The sequence below is a fragment of the Streptomyces inhibens genome (assembly GCF_003389455.1).
GTDB classification, from domain to species: Bacteria; Actinomycetota; Actinomycetes; order Streptomycetales; family Streptomycetaceae; genus Streptomyces; species Streptomyces inhibens.
This window is the reverse complement of the sequence record NZ_QUAC01000209.1, coordinates 102,809-122,304: the sequence shown is the minus strand read 5'-3', so window position 1 is coordinate 122,304 and position 19,496 is coordinate 102,809. Positions and strand designations below refer to the sequence as shown.

Here is a 19,496-nt window from a genome sequence, read left to right as displayed (position 1 = left end):
CCGCAGTGCACCCCGGCGTCCGGCCGGGGGGCATTTCCAGCGTCGACCGGAGAGAAGAGCGAAGTTGTCCCCGACCAACGAAGCCACAGAGGGCGGCGGCCGCCGACTTGTCATCGTCGAGTCGCCTGCCAAGGCGAAGACGATCAAGGGCTACCTCGGCCCTGGCTATGTGGTCGAGGCCAGCGTGGGGCACATCCGCGACCTGCCCAATGGCGCGGCAGAGGTCCCGGCGAAGTACAAGGGCGAGCCCTGGGCCCGGCTCGGCGTGAACGTCGACGCCGACTTCCAGCCGATCTATGTGGTCAACAGCGATAAGAAGGACCAGGTCAAGAAGCTCAAGGAGCTGCTGGCCGAATCCGACGAGCTCTACCTCGCCACCGATGAGGACCGCGAGGGCGAGGCCATCGCCTGGCACCTCCAGGAGATCCTCAAGCCCAAGGTCCCGGTCCACCGGATGGTCTTCCATGAGATCACCAAGGACGCGATCCGCGAGGCCGTGGCCAATCCGCGCGAACTGAACCAGAAGCTGGTCGACGCCCAGGAGACCCGCCGTATCCTCGACCGCCTCTATGGCTACGAGGTCTCGCCGGTCCTGTGGAAGAAGGTCATGCCGCGGCTGTCGGCCGGCCGGGTGCAGTCCGTCGCGACCCGTCTCGTCGTCGAGCGGGAGCGCGAGCGCATCGCCTTCCGCTCCGCCGAGTACTGGGACCTGACCGGCATCTTTGCCACCGGCCGGGCCGGCGACGCCAGCGACCCCTCGACGCTGACCGCCCGGCTGAACACCGTCGACGGCCGCCGTATCGCCCAGGGCCGCGACTTCGGCCCCAACGGGCAGCTGAAGACCGATGTGCTCCATCTGGACGAAGCGAACGCCCGCGCGCTCGCCGCCGCCCTGGAGAACACCGACTTCGCGGTGCGCTCGGTCGAGTCCAAGCCGTACCGCCGCTCGCCGTACGCCCCGTTCCGTACGACCACCCTCCAGCAGGAGGCCAGCCGCAAGCTCGGCTTCGGCGCCAAGGCCACCATGCAGGTGGCGCAGAAGCTGTACGAGAACGGCTTCATCACCTATATGCGTACGGACTCCACCACGCTCTCGGACACCGCGGTCGCCGCGGCCCGGGCGCAGGTGACGCACCTGTACGGCGCGAACTACCTGCCGGACAAGCCGCGCACGTACGCCGGCAAGGTCAAGAACGCCCAGGAGGCGCACGAGGCGATCCGCCCCTCCGGCGACCGCTTCCGCACCCCCGCGGAGACCGGTCTGACCGGCGACCAGTTCAGGCTCTACGAGCTGATCTGGAAGCGGACCGTCGCCTCCCAGATGAAGGACGCGACCGGTAATTCCGTCACGGTCAAGATCGGTGGCCGGGCCGCCGACGGCCGGGACGTCGAGTTCAGCGCGTCCGGCAAGACGATCACCTTCCACGGCTTCCTGAAGGCCTACGTGGAGGGCGCCGACGACCCGAACGCGGAGCTGGACGACCGCGAGCGCCGGCTGCCGCAGGTCGCCGAGGGCGAGGCGCTGGCCGCACGGGAGATCACCGCCGACGGGCACGCCACCAAGCCGCCCGCCCGCTACACCGAGGCCACGCTGGTCAAGGAGCTGGAAGAGCGCGAGATCGGCCGCCCGTCGACATATGCGTCGATCATCGGCACGATCCTCGACCGCGGCTATGTCTTCAAGAAGGGCACCGCGCTCGTCCCGTCGTTCCTCTCCTTCGCGGTGGTCAACCTCCTGGAGAAGCACTTCGGCCGGCTGGTCGACTACGACTTCACCGCCAAGATGGAGGACGATCTTGACCGCATCGCCCGCGGTGAGGCGCAGGCCGTGCCGTGGCTGCGGCGCTTCTACTTCGGCGAGGGCGAGGCCGAGGGTGCCGCGTCGGACGCCGGCAACGGCGACGGCGACCACCTCGGCGGCCTGAAGGAGCTGGTCGAGGACCTGGGCGCGATCGACGCCCGGGAGATCTCGTCCTTCCCGGTCGGCGACGACATCACGCTGCGGGTCGGCCGCTACGGCCCGTACGTCGAGCGCGGCGAGAAGGACTCCGAGGGCCATCAGCGCGCCGATGTCCCCGACGATCTCGCACCCGACGAGCTGACGGTCGAGTACGCGGAGGAGCTGCTGGCCAAGCCGAGCGGCGACTTCGAGCTGGGCATGGATCCGGAGAGCGGCCACCAGATCGTCGCCAAGGACGGCCGCTACGGCCCGTACGTCACCGAGATCCTGCCCGAGGGCACGCCGAAGACGGGCAAGAACGCGGTCAAGCCGCGTACCGCCTCGCTCTTCAAGTCGATGTCCCTGGACACGGTGACCCTGGAGGACGCGCTCAAGCTGATGTCGCTGCCGCGCGTCGTGGGCAAGGACGCCGAAGGCGTGGAGATCACCGCGCAGAACGGCCGCTACGGCCCGTACCTCAAGAAGGGCACCGACTCGCGCTCCCTGGAGAACGAGGAGCAGCTCTTCTCGATCACCCTCGACGAGGCGCTGGTGATCTACGCACAGCCCAAGCAGCGCGGGCGGGCCGCCGCCAAGCCGCCGCTGAAGGAACTGGGCACGGACCCGGTGAGCGGCAAGCCCGTGGTGGTCAAGGACGGCCGCTTCGGTGCGTATGTCACCGACGGCGAGACCAATGCGACGCTGCGGCGGGACGACGACGTCGAGACGATCACCGCCGAGCGGGGTTACGAGCTGCTGGCGGAGAAGCGCGCCAAGGGTCCGGCGAAGAAGACCGCGAAGAAGACGGTGGCCAAGAAGGCGCCGGCGAAGAAGACGGCCGCGAAGAAGACGGTCGCCAAGAAGACCGCGGCGAAGAAGACGACCACGGCGAAGAAGACGACCGCCAAGAAGGCCACCGCGAAGACGGCGGCGGCGAAGAAGACGGCGGCGCCGACCGAGGACTGAGGTCGCACCGGCGGGTGCCGCCGGTCGAAAAGCGCAGGACAAGGGCGGGCAAGACGGACACGTTCCGTCGGGCCCGCCCATTTGTTCGGGCGGGCGCCCGACGGTGTGGGTCGTCCCGATAGGCTGGCGGGATGACGCGTGCCGAGCAGCCAACGGTCGTGACCCCCACTTCAGGCGCCCTAGCGGCGGATTCCCGCGAGCGCGCCGTGCGAGCCCTGCTCCGCTTCCCCCCGATGAAGCGACTGTGGAGCGCCCAATTTGTCGGGGGCATCGGCGATGCCCTGTCCATGCTTGTCCTGGTACTCCTCGCCCTTCAGGCGGCGCTGTACGTACCACTGGGAGGCGAGGCCGTCTTCGGTGGTGGCTATCGCGGCGCCGCCCTCGCGGTCACCGCGGTCTTCGCGGCCCGGATGCTGGCGATGCTGCTCTTCGGAGCCGTTCTGCTGGGTCCGCTGTCCGCGCTGACAGCGCCCTCCGGGCCGCTGGACCGGCGCTGGACCATGATCGGCGCGGATGTGCTGCGGCTCGCGCTGCTGGTCGTCGCCCCCCTGTGGATCGACTGGACGCCGACCGACGCACTGGCCTGGCTGCTGGTCACGGTCTTCGTCACCGGCGTCGGCGAACGCTTCTGGACCGTCGCCCGGGAGAGCGCGGCGCCCGGACTGCTGCCCACGCCTCCCCCCGAGGGCGCCGCGGTGCGGCCGCTGCCCGACAACATGGACGCCCTGCGCCGCCTCTCGCTGCGCACCACCTTCGTCTCGCTGCCGATCGCGGCCGCCGCCCTGGTGGTCGTCACGCTCATCAGCAAGCTGCTGGGCACCGGCATCGACTGGTTCCACCTCCACCAGGTCGCGCTCGGCTCGTACGTCGCCGCCGGTCTGTTCGCCGCCTCCGTATCGATCCTCTACTTCATCGAACTCCCCGGTGTGCAGACACCGCGGCCGCGCTCCCCTCTGGAGGGGCTGCGCCGCCCGAAGAGCGCCGGTGCGAGGACCGGAGCGCCGGGGCAGGGCGAGAAGGCGGAGAACGGCACGTCCCGGCCGGCCGCCGACAAGGGCCGTACGGGCGCGATCCCGCTGCTGGTGCTGGCCTGCGCCGCGGTGGCCGCCGCGATCGCCGCGGCCGTCTCGCTGGCTGTTCTGCACGCCTTCGACCTCTCCGGCGGACCGGCCGCCTTCGCGCTCCTGGTGCTCGCGCTGACCGGCGGTACGGCCGTCGGCATCCGCGGCGCCCAGCGGGTGCTGCCCGCCCTCTCGCGGCGCCGGCTGCTCGCCCTCGCGGTGGCCGCCACCGGCGTGGCGCTGCTGGCCATGGGGCTGGTCCCGGACTCGACGACGGTGCTGCTGCTCGCCCTGCTGGCCGGTATCGGCGCCGGAATCTCCGCCAATACGGGGCACGTCCTGCTGGAGCAGGAGTCCGAGGAATCCCGCACCGCCCGTACGACCGAGCATCTGCACGCCGTCGTACGGCTCGCGGTCGCGCTGGCCGCCATCGTCGCGCCGCTGCTCGCGGCCGTCATCGGCCCGCACCACCTCGGCAACGACACCTTCGACTTCGCGTACGGCGGCGCCGCCTACACCCTGATGCTGGTCGGCGCGCTGCTGTTGCCGGTCGCCGCCTTGGTGCTCGGCAAGGTCGACGACCGTCAGGGCGTACCGCTGCGGCGCGATCTGCGGGAGGCGCTGCGCGGCGGCGACCCGGACCAGGCGCCCGCCCCCACCGGCTTCTTCATCGCCCTGGAAGGCGGCGACGGCGCCGGTAAGTCCACCCAGGTCGAGGCGCTCGCGGAGTGGATCCGCGGCAAGGGCCACGAGGTCGTGGTGACCCGCGAGCCGGGCGCCACCGCCATCGGGAAACGACTGCGCTCGATCATCCTGGACGTCTCGACGTCCGGGCTCTCCGACCGTGCGGAGGCGCTGATGTTCGCCGCCGACCGGGCCGAGCACGTCAACAGCGTCGTCCGGCCCGCCCTGGAGCGCGGCGCGATCGTCATCACCGACCGGTACATCGACTCCTCGGTCGCCTACCAGGGCGCCGGGCGCAACCTCGCGCCCACGGAGATCGCCCGGATCAACCGCTGGGCAACGGACGGCCTGGTCCCGCACCTGACCGTCTTGCTCGACGTCTCCCCCGAGACCGCTCGCGAGCGCTTCACCGAGGCACCCGACCGGCTGGAGTCCGAGCCCGCCGAATTCCACCAGCGGGTACGGACCGGCTTCCTGACCCTGGCCGCCGCCGACCCGGCGCGCTATCTGGTCGTCGACGCCGGGCAGGAGCCGGAAGACGTCACCACCGTCGTACGCCACCGTCTCGACCAGGTGCTCCCGCTGTCCGAAGCCGAGGTCAAGGCGCAGGCCGAGGCCCGTAAGGCGGCCGAGGAAGAGGCCCGCCGCAAGGCCGAGGAGGAGGCCGCGCGCAAGGCCGAGGAGGCGCGCCTGGAGCGTGAGCGCCAGGAGCAGCTCGCCAAGCTGCGCGCCGAGGAGGAGGAGCGCAAGCGCCAGGAGGCCGAGCAGGCCAAGGCGCTGGAGGCCGCCCGCCAGGCGGCCGAGGCCCGGCAGCGTGCCGAGGAGGCCCGTCAGGCCGCGGAGGTGGAGCGGCTGCGGCGGGAGGCCGAGGAGCGGACCCGCCAGGCCGAGCAGGAGCGGCTGCGCAAGCAGCACGAGGAAGAGGCGCGGCTGCGCCAGGAGGCCGAGGAGCGCCGCCTGGAGAAGCAGCGCAAGGCCGAGGAGGCCCTGCTCCGCGCCGAACAGGCCCGGGTGGCGGCGGCCGAAGCGGCGGCTGCCGCGGAGGCCAGGGCGGCGGCCGAGGCGGCCGTGGCAGCAGAGGCGCCCACCGCGGAGACGGCGGTGGCGGATCTGCGCAAGCGGCTGGGGGAGGGCGACGGCGGGTCCGAGGCGCGGACCGAGCGGCGCGACGATGTGTCCCGTGCGGCGGATGAGACGGCTGTGCTGCCGCCGGTACGGGATGCCCGTGACACCCGTGGGCGCGGCTCGGACGTCGAGGAGACGACGGTGCTGCCGCCCGTTCGGGATGCCCGTGACACCCGTGGGCGTGGCTCGGACGTCGAGGAGACGACGGTGCTGCCGCCCGTTCGGGATGCCCGTGACACCTCTGGGCGCGGCTCGGACGTCGAGGAGACCACCGTGCTGCCGCCCGTACGGGACGGGGGCGTGCGGAGCGATGACGTACGGGGCGACGACCCCGCCGACCGCGTGCCGCCGTGGATGTTCCGCAAGGAGGCTCCGAGCGGCGCGACCCACGCGAACGGCGCAAACGGCATGACGGGTACGGCGTCGGGGCAGCCCTCGGCCCCCGCCGCCGATTCCGGCATCGAGCGCACCCGCGAACTCCCGCAGATCGACCCGGCAACGTGCCGCCCCGCGGAGACCCCGCAGCGCAGCCGCCCCCGCCCCGAATGGGCGGAGGAGACCCCGCTGGACGATCTGCCCACGCTCGCCGACGAGCTGCTCGGCCCGCGCGACGACGAGGACGCGGACGGCGGCGCGGGTGACGACGGCCGTCGCGACGGCCGGGGTCGGCGCCGCTAGCCGAACGGGAAGCCCCGTACCACCGGCCGTGGCCGTAGCAGAGATGCTGCGGCCACGGCCGTTTTCCGGTTCCGGACGCGTTCCGGGCCGGTGCCGGCCGCCCGCTCGGAACCGGCTTCCGGATTCGTTTGTCAGTGGGTTGCACCACAATGGGTCAAGCGCGGAGCAACGCGCGGAGTGTGGGCCCGTGTGCGCTCGCACTCCGCACGCACGAGCAGGACCGAACGGATCAGGAACGGCAGGCAGCGATGGCGGTATGGGACGACGTGGTCGGCCAGGACCGGTTGACGGCGCAGCTGGCCGCGGCCGCACGCGATGCGGACGCCATCGTCACCGCGGAGCACGCGGCACACATGGCACGCGAGGCCCGGCCCGGTGAGCAGCCGGCGCCGCCTTCCGCCGACCGGACCGGCGCCTCCCAGATGACGCACGCCTGGCTGTTCACGGGCCCGCCCGGCTCCGGCCGGTCCACCGCGGCCCGTGCCTTCGCCGCCGCCCTGCAGTGCGTCAGCCCGGACCGCGCCCTCGGCGGCGCCCCCGGCTGCGGCTTCTGCGACGGCTGCCACACCGCCCTGATCGGCACGCACGCCGACGTCGAGATCGTCCGTACGGACCTGCTGTCCATCGGCGTCAAGGAAACCCGCGACCTGGTCCGCCGATCCTCGCTCTCCCCGGCCGGCGGGCGCTGGCAAGTGATCGTCCTGGAGGATGCGGACCGGCTGACCGAAGGCGCCGGCAATGTCCTCCTCAAGGCCGTCGAGGAGCCCGCGCCCCGTACGGTCTGGCTGCTGTGCGCCCCCTCCATCGAGGACGTCCTCCCCACCATCCGCTCCCGCTGCCGCCACCTCACCCTGCGTACGCCGCCGGTCGGCGCGGTCGCCGACGTCCTCGTACGGCGCGACGGCATCGACCCGGCGGCCGCCGACCTGGCCGCCCGCGCCACCCAGGGCCATATCGGCCGGGCCCGCCGCCTGGCCACCGACGAGCGCGCCCGCGCCCGTCGCGCCGCCGTGCTCAAACTCCCGCTCCGCATCGACGACATCGGCGGCTGCCTCAAGGCCGCCCAGGAGCTGATCGATGCCGCGGGCGAGGACGCCAAGCAGGTCGCCGAGGAGGTCGACACCAAGGAGACCGAGGAGCTGCGCGCCGCGCTCGGCGCCGTCGCCGGGACCGGAGGACGGCTGCCGCGCGGCACGGCCGGCGCCATGAAGGAGCTCCAGGACAAGCAGAAGCGCCGCTCGACCCGCACCCAGCGCGACAGCCTCGACCTGGCCCTGGTCGACCTCACCGGCTTCTACCGCGATGTCCTCGCCCTCCAGATGGGCGCCTCGGTCCCGCTCGCCAACGACGAGGTGCGCGACAGCGTCCAGCGCATCGCCGCCGGCTCGACCCCGGAGCGCACCCTCCGCCGGATAGAAGCGGTGATCGCCTGCCGCGATGCCCTGGACCGCAATGTGGCGCCCCTGCTCGCCGTCGAAGCCATGACGGTGGCCCTCCGAGCCGGCTGACCCCACCGGACCGCGGCCCGTCCGCCGTCCACTCACTCACCCCGAAGAGAACGGAGAGTCGACACTCAAGGTCCCCACCCGGATACTCTCCGTTCGGACCCGTCACTGCTCATCCGCCCTCACCTCGCCACCGAAGCGGTCGCGACCGCACCAAGCCGTCGCCACCACACCAAGCCGACCGCAGCACGGGGACGGCTGCCCGGCACCGCGACCGCAGCTCCGCACCACCACAACCCTCCAGGGACTGACACCGCACTTCAGGGACTGACACCGCACCTCAGGGACCAAGACCAAGGGACCGCCCATGGCCACCAGCCGACTGCTCCGCACCTCCGCCGCCGCCCTCGCGGCCACCGCTCTGCTGATCTCCGGCTGCTCCTCGGGGAGTTCGTCCTCCGACGCCGCGGCGTCCCCGGGGCGCACGGCGGAGGCCGGCGCCCAACGCCCCGCCGACGATGCCTCCCTCGCGCCCCTCCCGGCGGCCACCCCGGCCAATCTGCGTCCGTACTACGACCAGAAGCTGAGCTGGCATCCCTGCGGGGTGGCCGGCTTCGAGTGCGCGACGCTGAAGGCGCCCCTGGACTACACCAAGCCCGGCGCGGCCACGGACCTGAAGCTTGCGGTGGCCCGCAAGAAGGCCACCGGCCCCGGCAGCCGGATCGGCTCCCTCATGGTGAATCCGGGCGGCCCCGGCGGTTCGGCGATCGACTATCTCGAGCAGTACGCGCCACAGCCCGCGGCGGTCCGCGCGCGCTACGACATGGTGGCGATGGATCCGCGCGGTGTGGCCCGCAGCGAGCCGGTCGAGTGTCTCTCCAACAAGCAGATGGACCGCTACACCCAGACCGACCAGACCCCGGACTCACCGGCCGAGGTCAACAAGCTCACCACCGCCTACCGCAACTTCGCCAAGGGCTGTGAGGCCCACTCCGGCAAGCTGCTCCCGCACGTCTCCACGATCGAGGCCGCCCGCGACATGGACGTGCTGCGCGCCGTCCTGGGCGACCAGAAGCTCAACTATGTGGGCTCCTCGTACGGCACCTTCCTCGGCGCGACCTATGCCGGCCTCTACCCGTCCCGGGTCGGCCGCATGGTCCTCGACGGTGCCATGAACCCGGCGCTGGACAGCCGCACCATCAACATCGACCAGACCGCCGGCTTCAACACCGCCTTCACGGCGTTCGCCAAGGAGTGCATCAAGCGGAAGGACTGCCCGCTCGGCACCAAGAGCGTCCAGGACGCCGGCCGGCAGCTCTCCGCCCTCTTCAAGAAGCTCGACGCCCATCCGGCGGAAACGGACGAGACCCGCAAGCTCACCGAATCCCTCGCCACCACGGGCGTCATCGCCGCCATGTACGACAACCGGGCCTGGCCCGTCCTGCGCCAGTACCTCGCCCAGGCCAAGGCCGGCAACGGCCGCGGGCTGCTCACCCTCTCCGACAGCTACTACGAGCGTGACCCCTCGGGCGCCTACGCCAACCAGATGTACGCCAACCCCGCCGTCAACTGCCTCGACCTCCCGTCCGCCTTCACCACCCCCGACCAGGTCCGGGCCGCCCTGCCCAGCTTCCGCAAGGCCTCCCCGGTCTTCGGCGAGAGCTTCGCCTGGGCCTCCCTGAACTGCGGCTACTGGCCGGTCAAGCCCACCGGCACGGCCCACCGCATCGTGGCCAAGGGCGCCGCCCCGATCCTCGTCGTCGGCACCACCCGCGACCCGGCCACCCCCTACGTCTGGGCCAAGGCCCTCGCCTCCCAGCTCTCCAGCGCCACCCTCCTCACCTACGACGGCGACGGCCACACCGCCTACGGCCGCGGCAGCGACTGCATCGACACCGCGATCAACACCTACCTCGTCGAAGGCACCGTCCCGCCCAAGGGCAAACGCTGCAAGTGACCCCCCTCACACCCGCCACCCGCCGACCGGCCCACTCCACCGTCCTCCTCTGACCAGCCCCTAAACGGGTTACAGAGCACCCCTCAGCGATGTGTAGACTGGGCCGCGCACCACGCCGCCTTAGCTCAGTTGGCCAGAGCAACGCACTCGTAATGCGTAGGTCTCGGGTTCGAATCCCGAAGGCGGCTCTGTAGAAGCCTCAGGACTCACTCGCCGTGACCTGGGGCTTTTGCTTTTACTGGATGCGGCGGCGGCGCCGGGAACGTGCCGCCTTGCTGCCCACGGTCTCAGTTCTGGTCTCAGATGCGGGTTCCTGCCGAGGCATGAAGGCGTTCCCCATCCGGGCCATCGCGTCCTTCGACAGGTGCGATCGCCCCTTCACGTAGCGGCGGGTCTGGCTGATCTGGGTGTGCCTCAGGATCTCCATGATCGTGGGCATGTCCACGCCCAACTCGTTGAGGATCGTGCCTGCGGTGTGACGGCTCCCGTCGTACAGTCGACGGTCGTCGATGCCCGCCTCCGCCAGCAGCTCCTTGAACTCCTCCCAATCGGCCCGCGGGTCGAGCGGCCGGCCGTCCGGCCTGGAGAACACGACCTTGTGCTCCTGCCACAGCTCTCCGGCTGCGGTCCGCATCTCCTCTTGTGCCACCCGGTGTTCCGCCACGTAGGGGAGGAACGCTGGAGGGATCGGCACGGGGTTCGTGCTCTTCTTCGTCTTGGGACGAGTGAAGACCAGACCACCGCCCTTACGTTCCGGGCAAGCGCTCGCGTGCCCGGTACAGCCTTTCGGGCACGGCTTCGGGCAGCCGCGCTTGTAGTTGCGGTGTGTGGCGCAGGCCGGCGGGCACGCCTCGAATCGGTGAAGACGTACCCCGCACGCGTGCGGGTTCGGGCAACCATGCCGCCATTTGAGGCGCTGCAACTGCCACTGGGGATGGAATAGCTCCGCCTCAAGGTCGACGTAGGGCCAGCGCAGCCCCAGCGTCTCGCCCTGCCGGAAGCCCATGCCGACGCCGACGATCCACCGCATGAACGTGGGGCGTTTGGCTGCCGCCTCCAAGAACGCCTTCGCTTCCTCCCGCGTGAACGGGTTTGCCTCCGTTTCCTCGACGGTCGGCGGGTCCACGAGCGTGGCGACGTTCTCGCCGATCATTCGACGGCGGTGGGCGATCTTCAGGGCGCGAGACAGGATGCGGTGCACCTTGACCACGTGCGACGGAGCGTGGCCCGCGTCGAGCATGGCCCGATACATCCGTTCCAGATGCTCCGGCTGAAGCTTGTCGATGCGGTGCTGACCGACCCCCGGAACGATGTCGTTGCGGGTCTTGGACCAGTAGTCGTCCAGCGAACGCGGCTTCAGTTTCAGGCTGGCGATGTCGGTGAGGTACGTCTCCATCCACTTGGCCACGGTCGGCTTGCGGCCGGCGGCGGGCGCCCGCCCCTCGTCGCGAAGGCGCTCCAACTCTCTCACCTTGCGGAGGAGCTCGGGCTCGGTCTTGGCGCGTCGATGACGACGATCGGGGCTGCCGTCGTTCTTCACGCCCATCGTGACGCGTCCGTGCCACCAGCCGTCGCCACCGAGATAGACGGNCCGTGCCACCAGCCGTCGCCACCGAGATAGACGGACGACTCCATGTTGGGCTTGCGGGGGCTCATGTACTCCTCCATGGGGAAGGCGCCCCGAGCTTCAGCTCGGGGCGCCTTGGGGCGGGTTCTGTTCAGTTGGGCAGCGGGACAAGGCTCTTCACGTAGGCCTCAAGGTCCGTACGGCGAATCCGGCGCGTTCGGCCCAACTTGATGTACTTCAGGGCGCCTTCGGCCATCAGCTCGTAAACGGTGGAGCGGCCGATGGCGAGCGCTTCGGCTGCCTCCTCGGGCTTGTACAGCAGTCGGTCGACGGGAGCAGCAATGGCGGTGCTCATCCGGGGTGCCTCCTCTTCGGGGAGTTGGGCTTGTGGCCGGGGCCGCGTGTGTCCGAGGTGCGGATTTCTGCGTCATTGCGTCATCAGCGTCATTTGGGTTTCTGACCTGCGGTTTTGTGTGACGCAGTGGTTTGGGGGTGCGTCATCGGCGCGTAATGGGCTGCGTCATTGAATGACGCAGATGACGCAGGATGACGCAGAGCCCGCCGTCTGCGTCATGGCTGTAGCCGCAGGTCAGGTTCCGTTTTTCGGCCTGCATGACGCAGATGACGCAGCGTCTTCCCTCTTAGGACAAAAGAGGGGGTGTCTGTTGTGGTGCGGTGCGGCTTCAAGCGTGAAGAAGGAGCCGCTGCGCGGCGCGACCATCGCAGGGCGGCGGCGCCGCCGAACAGCAAGAGGAGCACGCCGGGCCGGTGGTGCTCCTCTTGCTTGTCCGGACAATCGTGCGGGCGCGGGTCAGAACATCCGCTTCTCCTCGTGCGGTGGCGGGGCTTGCAGGCGGGTCATTTCGAGGTAGCGGCCCTCGCTGGTGCGGCCCGAGTCGATGAGGACACCGCGTGCGGCAAGGGTCGGCTGGAGGCGCTTGAGCCGGTCGGAGAGGACTTTGCCCGTGGTCGGCCACCCCTTGGGCAGGGGACGCAGTTCGTCACTGCTGTAGAAGCGACTGAGGTGGTGTAGCCACTCGGTGGAGGTCATCCGCTGCTCTGCGCCCACCTCAAGGGTGTCGGCATGCCTGAGGACGGTCTGCGCGAGGAGGTCGCCCTCGATCACGTCGTCGTTCAGGTCGTCCAAGCTGGTCCGGTAGGCGGTGAGCGCGCCCAGGCCGGTCGCCGCGTCGAGCTGCGCGCACAGGTGCGCGAAGTCCGCCATCCGCAGGTCGGTAGGGGTCTCTGCCTCAGCCGCACGGACCTTGACGGTGAGATCGAGCAAGGACCCGAGAACGACCGGCAGGCCCTCTGCGTACTCCGCCCATAGCTCCGCTTCCGTGCGCCGGACACCGGGACGCTCCAGGCGCAACGGGAGGAGGCGTTCGGCGAGGTCGGGCCGGATGACGCCCACGTCGATGCCGGTCAGCAGCATGGGGCGGCGGTAGCGAGCGCGGACCACGTCCCCGTCGGTGTACAGGGCGCGCTTGACGTTCTCGGCGCCGGTGACGATGCAGCACATGGCGTCGGACAGGTCCGGGGTCATGTGGGAGAGGTTGTCCAGGGCGGTGACCCATCCGGCCGCCACGGCCGCGATCAGGTTCTCCTCATCCTTCGGTGCTCGGCGCAGGTCGCCGCTCATGCCCTCGATGATCCGCACGAGCATTCGCCCGCCGGTGGACTTGCCGGCGCCCTGGGGGCCGGTGAGGAAGGGGGCGGGGACGGGCACGGACGGCCCCAGGCAGCCGATGAGCCAGGCGATGGCCAGGCATTCGGTCTCCGCGCTTGCGAAGTTGCACAGCCTGAGCAGGAGATCGATGCCCTTGTCGTCGGTGTCTTTGGCCGGCAGGGGCAGTTCCCCGGTGAGCTGGGTGCGTCGCCAGCACACCTCGCGCGGGTCGGGGATGGCGATGTTCCAGCCGGTGGGGTGGATGCGGACGGACTGTCCGTCGTTGCGGCCCAGGTCGAGCCACGTCGCCCCGTCGAATCCAGGGGCGACGCGGATGTGGACGGGCTGTACGTCCTCGGTCAGTGCGAGTGCTTCGATCAAGTCCAACGCCTCCTTGAGGGCGGTTCCGTTGAACACGCCGCGCCCGTCCTTGAACAGGCCGACCATGAGTTCCTGGCGGTGGCTGCCCGTGGTGCCCTGGGAGCGGATCGGTCGGGCCACGGGGTGGCCGTTCTTCTGCGCGTACACGGTGCCGTCGGCGGTGCGGAAGTACCGGAAGTGCGCTTGCGCGTAGTCGGTGATGACCTCGCGGACCGGGGTCTTGTCGTCGTCGGACATCACACCTCACAGCCCCAGGGCGGTGCGGGCGTTGGCCCAGGCGTCGGTGCAGTGCCTCAGGGACTCGCCCTTGGCGTGCGCGGCGGTGAACAGCCGCTCCACGTGGGCGTCTGTGAGGCAGCCGCACCCGCCGTGGACGGACAGCACGGCGAGGAACGTCCGGTAGACGGTGGTGTGGACCGCGCTGGGGGCCTCGGTGATGCGCTGCTCGGCCATGCAGATGCCACGCTCCAGGTAGGCGGGCGTGCGATGCCTGCACTCCCCGCCCTCGGCGAGTGCGGGCACGGTTACGACAGGCCGTGCAGGCCGGACTGTGGAGGGCTTCTTCACGACCAGCGCACGTACGGCGTCGGGCAGGTTGGTCATGGTGCCGGTGCCGGGTCCAAGCCAGCGGGTGTAGGACATGAGCGACTTGATGTCGATGCCGGGCCGCACAGCATTCGCGGACTGCATCGCACCCTGGTAGATCCAGTGCTCGCCCCGCGTCGTCGGTACCGTGCGGGTGGCGGGCAGGGCCTCACGGGCCCATGCGACGGCGGCCGCGTCGTCCAGGTCGACCACCGTCAGCCCCGCCCCACCGGGGTGGTAGGCGACGGCAGCGGCCTGCTGCCAGGCGGACGCCCATGCCGGAGAGGTGAGGACGCGGAGGTCGGTGGTGGCCGCGGCCCAGGCGTGGCAGACGCTGGCGCACTCGCAGAGACCGGGGTTCTTCATGTTCGGCCGGCCGCCGCACGCGTTGCCCTTGCATGCACGGCAGTTGCCGAACGGGACCTTGCCCACCCGCAGGGGCAGGGGCGGGATGCCGCCGACGGCCAGGGACAGCGCTGTCGGCAGATGCTCGGCCTGGTGGTCTCGCCGGATGTCGGTGGGTTGGGTCATGCTGGAGACCTCCACTTTTGAGTTGGTGGATGAGGGCGGCCCCGGTTCTTGGTCGGATGGGGGCCGCCTTCGCCTGCCGCGGAGAAACGCGGAGGCACGGTGTCAGGGGCGACGGTTAGGGTCTGCGCATGCTGACGACTGTTGATCTTGTGCCGGGCCTTGTGACGACGCGCGATGCCATCGCCGCGGCCTTCGGCTGTGGGACGTTTCAGGGAATTGAGCCGGCAGACGGCGCCGGGAAGGTGTTCGTCTACTCCGACCCGTCCGCGGGTGAGGAGTACGGCTACACCTTCGACGGCCGCGCCGAGGATGACGAGTTCGGGCCGCTGTACCTGTACACGGGGGCCGGCGCGAAGGGGGACCAGAAGCCGTCCGACCGCAACGGCTCGCTCCTCACCGCCTCACAGAAGAACCGTGAGATTCACCTGTTCGTCGCGCACGGCAAGGTGCCCGGCAGTGGAGCGATGCGGCAGCGCTACATCGGACAGATGGCGTTGGACCCCGCTCAGCCGTACGACGTTCGCCGCAGCCCTGGCAGGGATGGCGAGATGCGTAACGTGCTGGTCTTCCGGTTCCGCCCGGCTCCGGGCACCACGCCGGCATGGACCGAGGCAGACAAGCAGCCGAAGGCCACGAAGTCCACGTTCGAGGTTACGGACCCCGAACTCTCAAAGCCGGTGCCTGTTGTACTGCCTAAGCAGAGCGGTGCGAAGGTCAAGAAGACCGAGCAGCACAGCACGTCCCAGACGATCGCGGATATTCCTGCCAGCAAGCGGAAGGTGCTGCTGCGCGAGGGCGAGCTCGTGGCGGCATTCGCGGAGCACCTGGCTGATGCCGGCCACAAGACTCACAGCTTCCAGATCACCATCGCCGGCGAGCCCGGGACGCTTACTCCCGACTTGTACGACGCGACCGAACACGTCCTGTATGAGGCCAAGGGGCTGACGACGCGCTCCAACGTCCGCATGGCCATCGGGCAGCTTGCTGACTACCGCCGGCACATTCCGGAGTGCAAGACGTTGCGCGTCGCCGTGCTGCTGCCCAGCGCTCCCACGCCCGACGTTCAGCAGCTCCTTACGGACCAGAACATTGGACTCGTCTACCAGACCGACGACGGATTCGTCGGCTGGCCCCTCGTCTAGACGGCCCGAGACTTCGGCGGACGCGGGCCGCCCAGCCACAGCTAGGAGCGGGACGGCTCGGGACCGGTGCCCTGAGCAGTGCGCCAGAGAGCGTACTGCTGGCGGACATAGGCGCGCGGGTCGTAGTCCCGGGACACCTGGTCCAGGTCGAGCAGGAGCACAGCCGTGGCTTCGGCCTCATCCGGGCACGCACGCTCGCTCGTCGACTCGCCCAGGGCGATGCGGTCCAGGGCGGCGGCGTTGCGGAGGTACCAGTCGCGGTCCAGATCCTCGTCGTACGAGGCGTTGGCAGTGAGGTTGAGCCAGTCCAGCTCGTCGTCGATGCTCGGAGCGCTCACGTACGCCGCCTCCGGAGAGGGCCAGATCTGCGCGTGGTCCGGGACCCGGTCTTGGGTGCCGGAGGCCATGTCGTCGAAGCTCAGCAGGAGTTGTCCGAGCTGGTGGCGGGTGATGTCGCGGGTGCAGGGGGCGAACCAGCCCGCACAGTTCGGCTCGACGGTCACGATGTCGTCGGGGTTGAAGCCCATCTGTCTCTCCTAGCGGTGGTTGATCGTTCCGTTGGCGCGGCCGAACCATCCGGTCGCCGTGATGTGCTGGGTGATGTGCGGCCGTTCCAGGCGGGCGCGGACGGCGCCGATGAGCTTGCCGAGGAAGGAGGCGGCGGCCATGACGCAGGCGGCGCCGCCGACAGCGATGACGGCGAGGGTGTAGAGGAGGCTTTCGAGGTACGGGGCCCAGGCGGCGGTCTGGCCGATGCCCCACCCGGCCAGGCCGATGGCCGCGCCGGTGCTGAGGGCGAGGGCGCTGTAGCGCCACACCCACGCCGGAACAGCCGGAGCTACAGGCGCCGGCCGCGCCCAGTCCGGTACCTGCGGCGGTGTCTGCGCGCTACCGGCCAGGCGTTGCTCCTCGTCGCGGATGTGCTTCCAGACGGCGGCCGTGGCTGCCGGGTTGTCGACGGCACGCTGCGGCAGCGTGTGGGCAGCTTCGGTGGGTACGGCAGGCGGAGCGGGCGGGGTGGGGTTGTTGGAGGCGGCGAGGAGTTGGGCGGTGTCGGCGTCGAGGAGTCGGCAGATGCCGGTGTGGTCGAGGAGTTCGGAGATCTCGCGGTAGCTGAGGGGTGTCAGCGGCATGGCGTGTCCTATCCGAGGGAGCGGCCGAGGGTGGCGATGCCGGAGGCGACGGTGGCCAGGAATCCGGTGATGGCCGGGGCGGCGCCGGTGGCGGCGAGGAAGAAGCCGAAGCAGGCGGCGGTGAGAGCGCCGCCGATGCGCATGTAGTTGGCGCGGAGCATCACGGCGAGGATCACGGCGGTCAGGACGATGCCGCTGATGGAAACAACCACGTCAGTTACTTTGTGTTGTGATGGCGGGTGGTGGGTGTGGGAGTCCCACACCCACCAGACGGAGGCGCCCCAGAGCCTTTGGCGGGGCTGCGGGGCGCGTTCGGGGCAGGTTTTCTGTGGGACTCCCACGCCCTCACATGCAGGTCAGTGCCTCCCACGGGCGTGTGGGAGTCCCACAGGGCGTGGTGGGTGTGTGGTGGGTCGGCTGTGGTGGGCCCACCACACACCGGGTTGGTTACTGTCCGTTGTGGGTGGTGTAGGCGCGGATGGCGGCGGCGAGGGTCTCGGCCTGGTAGCCGGGCTTGGGTTCGCCGTCCTTTCCGGCGCGGACGGTGCCCTTGCCGGGACGCTCGATGCCCACTTCGCGCAGCAGCTTGCCGAGTTCGGTGCCGAGCATGAGCCGCTCCATGTCGAGGACGACGGCGAGGTCGGCGGTGTGCATCCGGCCGCCTGCGGCGACGACGGCGTTGTGGGCGTCGGTCAGGAGTTGCGGGACGGGGTGGGGCCGGTCGGCGGGGACGCCGGCCTGCTGGACGACGCGCCCGAACTCGGCCCGGATCACGTCCGATTCGTCAGCGTCTCCGCCCGCCTCCTTGGTGCTGGTCGCGGTGCGGGGTGTTTCGAGCAGGGCGGCCAGCGCTTCGGAACCGAATCGCGTGGTCCGGGCCGGGGTGCCTTCGCCTCGCCCGGCGTGGGTGTCTGTCTTGGTGGCCTTGTCGGGCTTGGCGCTTGTGGCGGGGAGGCCGGTGGCCGCGTCCAGGGGCGGCCACAGGGTTTCCATCTCGGTGTAGGGGTGGGTGGTGGGGCTGAGGGTCTTGTTCTTGTAGAGGCGGGGCAGGATGCGGCCCCAGCGGCTGGCGTAGTAGCGCCCCGGCTCGGTGTCCAGCGTCACCGCGTCCACGGCCGGGCGCCGGTCCGCGAGCTGCGGGGCGATGACGTTGATCCGCTTGGGCTTGATCCGGTAGCACTTGAACGGCCCCGGCTCGGAGTCGACGTCGTCCTCATCAGGGGCGGAGAGGAAGCCGGAACCCTTGTGCGCTGCGGCCTTGGGATCCAGCCGTGTCCCGCCGGTGGGGAAGAGGTGGTGCAGCTCCTCCGGGTCGCTCACCCGCAGCCCGATCCGCGCACGGGACTGCTTCTTCATTGCGGCGGTGATGACGTCCTGGGTGGCGCGCAGCCCGGAGATGAAGGTGCGCAGGCGGGCGGCGCGGCCGGTGTCGACGACGGTGTCCAGCTTGGCCAGGATCTCGTAGGGAAGTTCCGCGATCTCGTCGACGACGAGGATGATGGCCGGGACGTCGGGGCTGACGGGGATCTTGTCGTCGTCCACCTCATGCATCAGGTCCTGATAGGCGGCCTTGCGGGTGTTGATACCGGCGATGGCGACATCGAGCATGATGTGCGCCTCTTCGACCGTGTCCGCCGTCCAGTCGATGAGCGGCACGTCGCTGGTGCCGTCGATGGCCCAACTGCGCAGCCACGGAAGGCTGATGCCGGCGCCGGTGACGTCCAGGTGCCACACGACCGCATCGACGGTGCGCAGGAGCTGGGCGTTGGTGACGTTGATCAGGTTGGACTTGCCGGAGCCGGTCTGCCCGATCTCCAGCGCGCAGACATCGGCCAGAGGGAAGTCCGCAGGCTCCGCATCAGTCAGCAGCCCCAGTTCAATGCGCTGGTAGATGCTGGTGGCGGTCAGGTCGTCGGGGTAGTCGATGGTCTCCGCCAGGACGTCCTTGGCAGTGACGCGGATGTGGATCTCGCCGTACATCTCGCCGTCGACGATCTGGATGCCGCCGCCCTTGGGCAGCCGCAGGTCCACCGCCAGCTTCCGTACGGCGTCGGCGGGCAGTTCGGGGGTGTCGGAGGGCATCCGGACGCGGACCGTATAGCCGACATCCGCCGTCCACGGCTTCACGCCTTCCACCTCGTGCTCGGTCAGGCGGAAGAGGCGGGCCAGGCGTTCGTGCCACTCCTTGGCCTGGTTGTTGGCCCACTTCTGAAGGCGCCTGCTGGCCCGCTCGGAGCGGGCGGTCTGCTCGGCGCGGACCAGGCCGCGGGCCAGCGTCATCCCGGCCGCGGTGCCGGCCGCCCACCAGCCGGTGGCATTCCAGGTCAGGGCGGTGTGCCCGGCGAGGGTGACGGCGGTCCAGCCTCCGGTGGCCAGCCAGGCCGCGCACCGGGCGGCGGTGTGGCAGGCGGGGCGGCGCTGGTAGAGGTCGGCACCGGCCTGCGCAGCGGCGCCGACACCGCCGACGAGCAGGGCGTAGGAGGCGGGCAGGGCGGTGGCCGCGCCGACGGCGGCGACGCTGTAGGCGCCGCCCGCTACCAGGGCGGCGGTCGTGGCGGGGGTGGTGCTCCAGGCCCAGTCCAGGGCGAGAGCGTGGTTGCTTGCCATCGGGTACGGCTCCTTCGATGTCGCGG

At 70.4% G+C, this 19,496-nt stretch carries 12 protein-coding genes, 1 tRNA gene and 1 pseudogene; 6 read left to right on the top strand and 8 right to left on the bottom strand.

Going from position 1 to position 19,496, the window contains the following annotated elements:
* Positions 1-64 precede the first annotated feature (64 nt).
* The 5 genes from topA (at position 65) to DY245_RS26280 (ending at position 10,043) form a co-directional block, all read left to right on the top strand.
* On the top strand, positions 65-2,905 hold the full coding sequence (gene topA / locus DY245_RS26300; RefSeq protein WP_128509696.1) for a type I DNA topoisomerase: 2,841 nt from the start codon (positions 65-67) through the stop codon (positions 2,903-2,905).
* A 131-nt stretch (positions 2,906-3,036) separates the two neighbouring features.
* Positions 3,037-6,453, top strand: coding sequence for a dTMP kinase (tmk, locus tag DY245_RS26295; RefSeq protein WP_128509695.1), 3,417 nt, complete (start codon positions 3,037-3,039; stop codon positions 6,451-6,453).
* Between the two features lie 248 nt (positions 6,454-6,701).
* Positions 6,702-7,961, top strand: a complete 1,260-nt coding sequence (locus DY245_RS26290) for a DNA polymerase III subunit delta' (protein WP_128509694.1) — start codon at positions 6,702-6,704, stop codon at positions 7,959-7,961.
* A 304-nt stretch (positions 7,962-8,265) separates the two neighbouring features.
* Complete coding sequence (locus DY245_RS26285) at positions 8,266-9,855, top strand: alpha/beta hydrolase (protein WP_128509693.1); 1,590 nt, start codon at positions 8,266-8,268, stop codon at positions 9,853-9,855.
* A 114-nt stretch (positions 9,856-9,969) separates the two neighbouring features.
* Positions 9,970-10,043 (top strand) — tRNA-Thr (locus tag DY245_RS26280).
* A 47-nt stretch (positions 10,044-10,090) separates the two neighbouring features.
* On the opposite strand, the pseudogene DY245_RS26275 reads toward DY245_RS26280, so the two are convergent.
* From DY245_RS26275 to DY245_RS26260, 4 genes and pseudogenes are all read right to left on the bottom strand, one after another.
* A pseudogene (locus DY245_RS26275) lies at positions 10,091-11,445 on the bottom strand (tyrosine-type recombinase/integrase); the annotation flags it as partial.
* A 128-nt stretch (positions 11,446-11,573) separates the two neighbouring features.
* Complete coding sequence (locus DY245_RS26270; protein ID WP_128509691.1) at positions 11,574-11,777, bottom strand: helix-turn-helix domain-containing protein; 204 nt, start codon at positions 11,775-11,777, stop codon at positions 11,574-11,576.
* Between the two features lie 456 nt (positions 11,778-12,233).
* Entirely contained in the window at positions 12,234-13,709 is a 1,476-nt protein-coding gene (locus DY245_RS26265) for an ATP-binding protein (RefSeq protein ID WP_128509690.1), read from the bottom strand.
* 6 nt (positions 13,710-13,715) lie between these two features.
* Positions 13,716-14,588 carry a bifunctional DNA primase/polymerase gene (locus DY245_RS26260; RefSeq protein ID WP_128509689.1) on the bottom strand — a complete coding sequence of 291 codons (873 nt, stop codon included), beginning with the start codon at positions 14,586-14,588 and terminating at the stop codon, positions 13,716-13,718.
* 128 nt (positions 14,589-14,716) lie between these two features.
* Here DY245_RS26260 and DY245_RS26255 point away from each other — a divergent pair, with 128 nt between their 5' ends.
* On the top strand, positions 14,717-15,730 hold the full coding sequence (locus tag DY245_RS26255) for an SRA domain-containing endonuclease (protein ID WP_128509688.1): 1,014 nt from the start codon (positions 14,717-14,719) through the stop codon (positions 15,728-15,730).
* A gap of 41 nt (positions 15,731-15,771) precedes the next feature.
* On the opposite strand, the gene DY245_RS26250 is transcribed toward DY245_RS26255, so the two are convergent.
* The 4 genes from DY245_RS26250 to DY245_RS26235 form a co-directional block, all read right to left on the bottom strand.
* Entirely contained in the window at positions 15,772-16,257 is a 486-nt protein-coding gene (locus DY245_RS26250; protein ID WP_128509687.1) for a hypothetical protein, read from the bottom strand.
* 9 nt (positions 16,258-16,266) lie between these two features.
* A complete protein-coding gene (locus DY245_RS26245) occupies positions 16,267-16,863 on the bottom strand; it encodes a hypothetical protein (RefSeq protein WP_128509686.1) in 597 nt (198 codons plus the stop codon).
* 8 nt (positions 16,864-16,871) lie between these two features.
* Complete coding sequence (locus tag DY245_RS26240; RefSeq protein WP_128509685.1) at positions 16,872-17,075, bottom strand: hypothetical protein; 204 nt, start codon at positions 17,073-17,075, stop codon at positions 16,872-16,874.
* 235 nt (positions 17,076-17,310) lie between these two features.
* Entirely contained in the window at positions 17,311-19,470 is a 2,160-nt protein-coding gene (locus DY245_RS26235; protein WP_128509684.1) for a hypothetical protein, read from the bottom strand.
* Positions 19,471-19,496 lie beyond the last annotated feature (26 nt).

Bases quoted from the DNA above. Each gene is read 5' to 3' on its own strand.
- tmk (WP_128509695.1), top strand. From the start codon at position 3,037: ATGACGCGTGCCGAGCAGCCAACGGTCGTGACCCCCACTTCAGGCGCC.
- DY245_RS26290 (WP_128509694.1), top strand. From the start codon at position 6,702: ATGGCGGTATGGGACGACGTGGTCGGCCAGGACCGGTTGACGGCGCAG.
- DY245_RS26285 (WP_128509693.1), top strand. From the start codon at position 8,266: ATGGCCACCAGCCGACTGCTCCGCACCTCCGCCGCCGCCCTCGCGGCC.
- DY245_RS26270 (WP_128509691.1), bottom strand. From the start codon at position 11,777: ATGAGCACCGCCATTGCTGCTCCCGTCGACCGACTGCTGTACAAGCCC.
- DY245_RS26265 (WP_128509690.1), bottom strand. From the start codon at position 13,709: ATGTCCGACGACGACAAGACCCCGGTCCGCGAGGTCATCACCGACTAC.
- DY245_RS26260 (WP_128509689.1), bottom strand. From the start codon at position 14,588: ATGACCCAACCCACCGACATCCGGCGAGACCACCAGGCCGAGCATCTG.
- DY245_RS26255 (WP_128509688.1), top strand. From the start codon at position 14,717: ATGCTGACGACTGTTGATCTTGTGCCGGGCCTTGTGACGACGCGCGAT.
- DY245_RS26250 (WP_128509687.1), bottom strand. From the start codon at position 16,257: ATGGGCTTCAACCCCGACGACATCGTGACCGTCGAGCCGAACTGTGCG.
- DY245_RS26245 (WP_128509686.1), bottom strand. From the start codon at position 16,863: ATGCCGCTGACACCCCTCAGCTACCGCGAGATCTCCGAACTCCTCGAC.
- DY245_RS26235 (WP_128509684.1), bottom strand. From the start codon at position 19,470: ATGGCAAGCAACCACGCTCTCGCCCTGGACTGGGCCTGGAGCACCACC.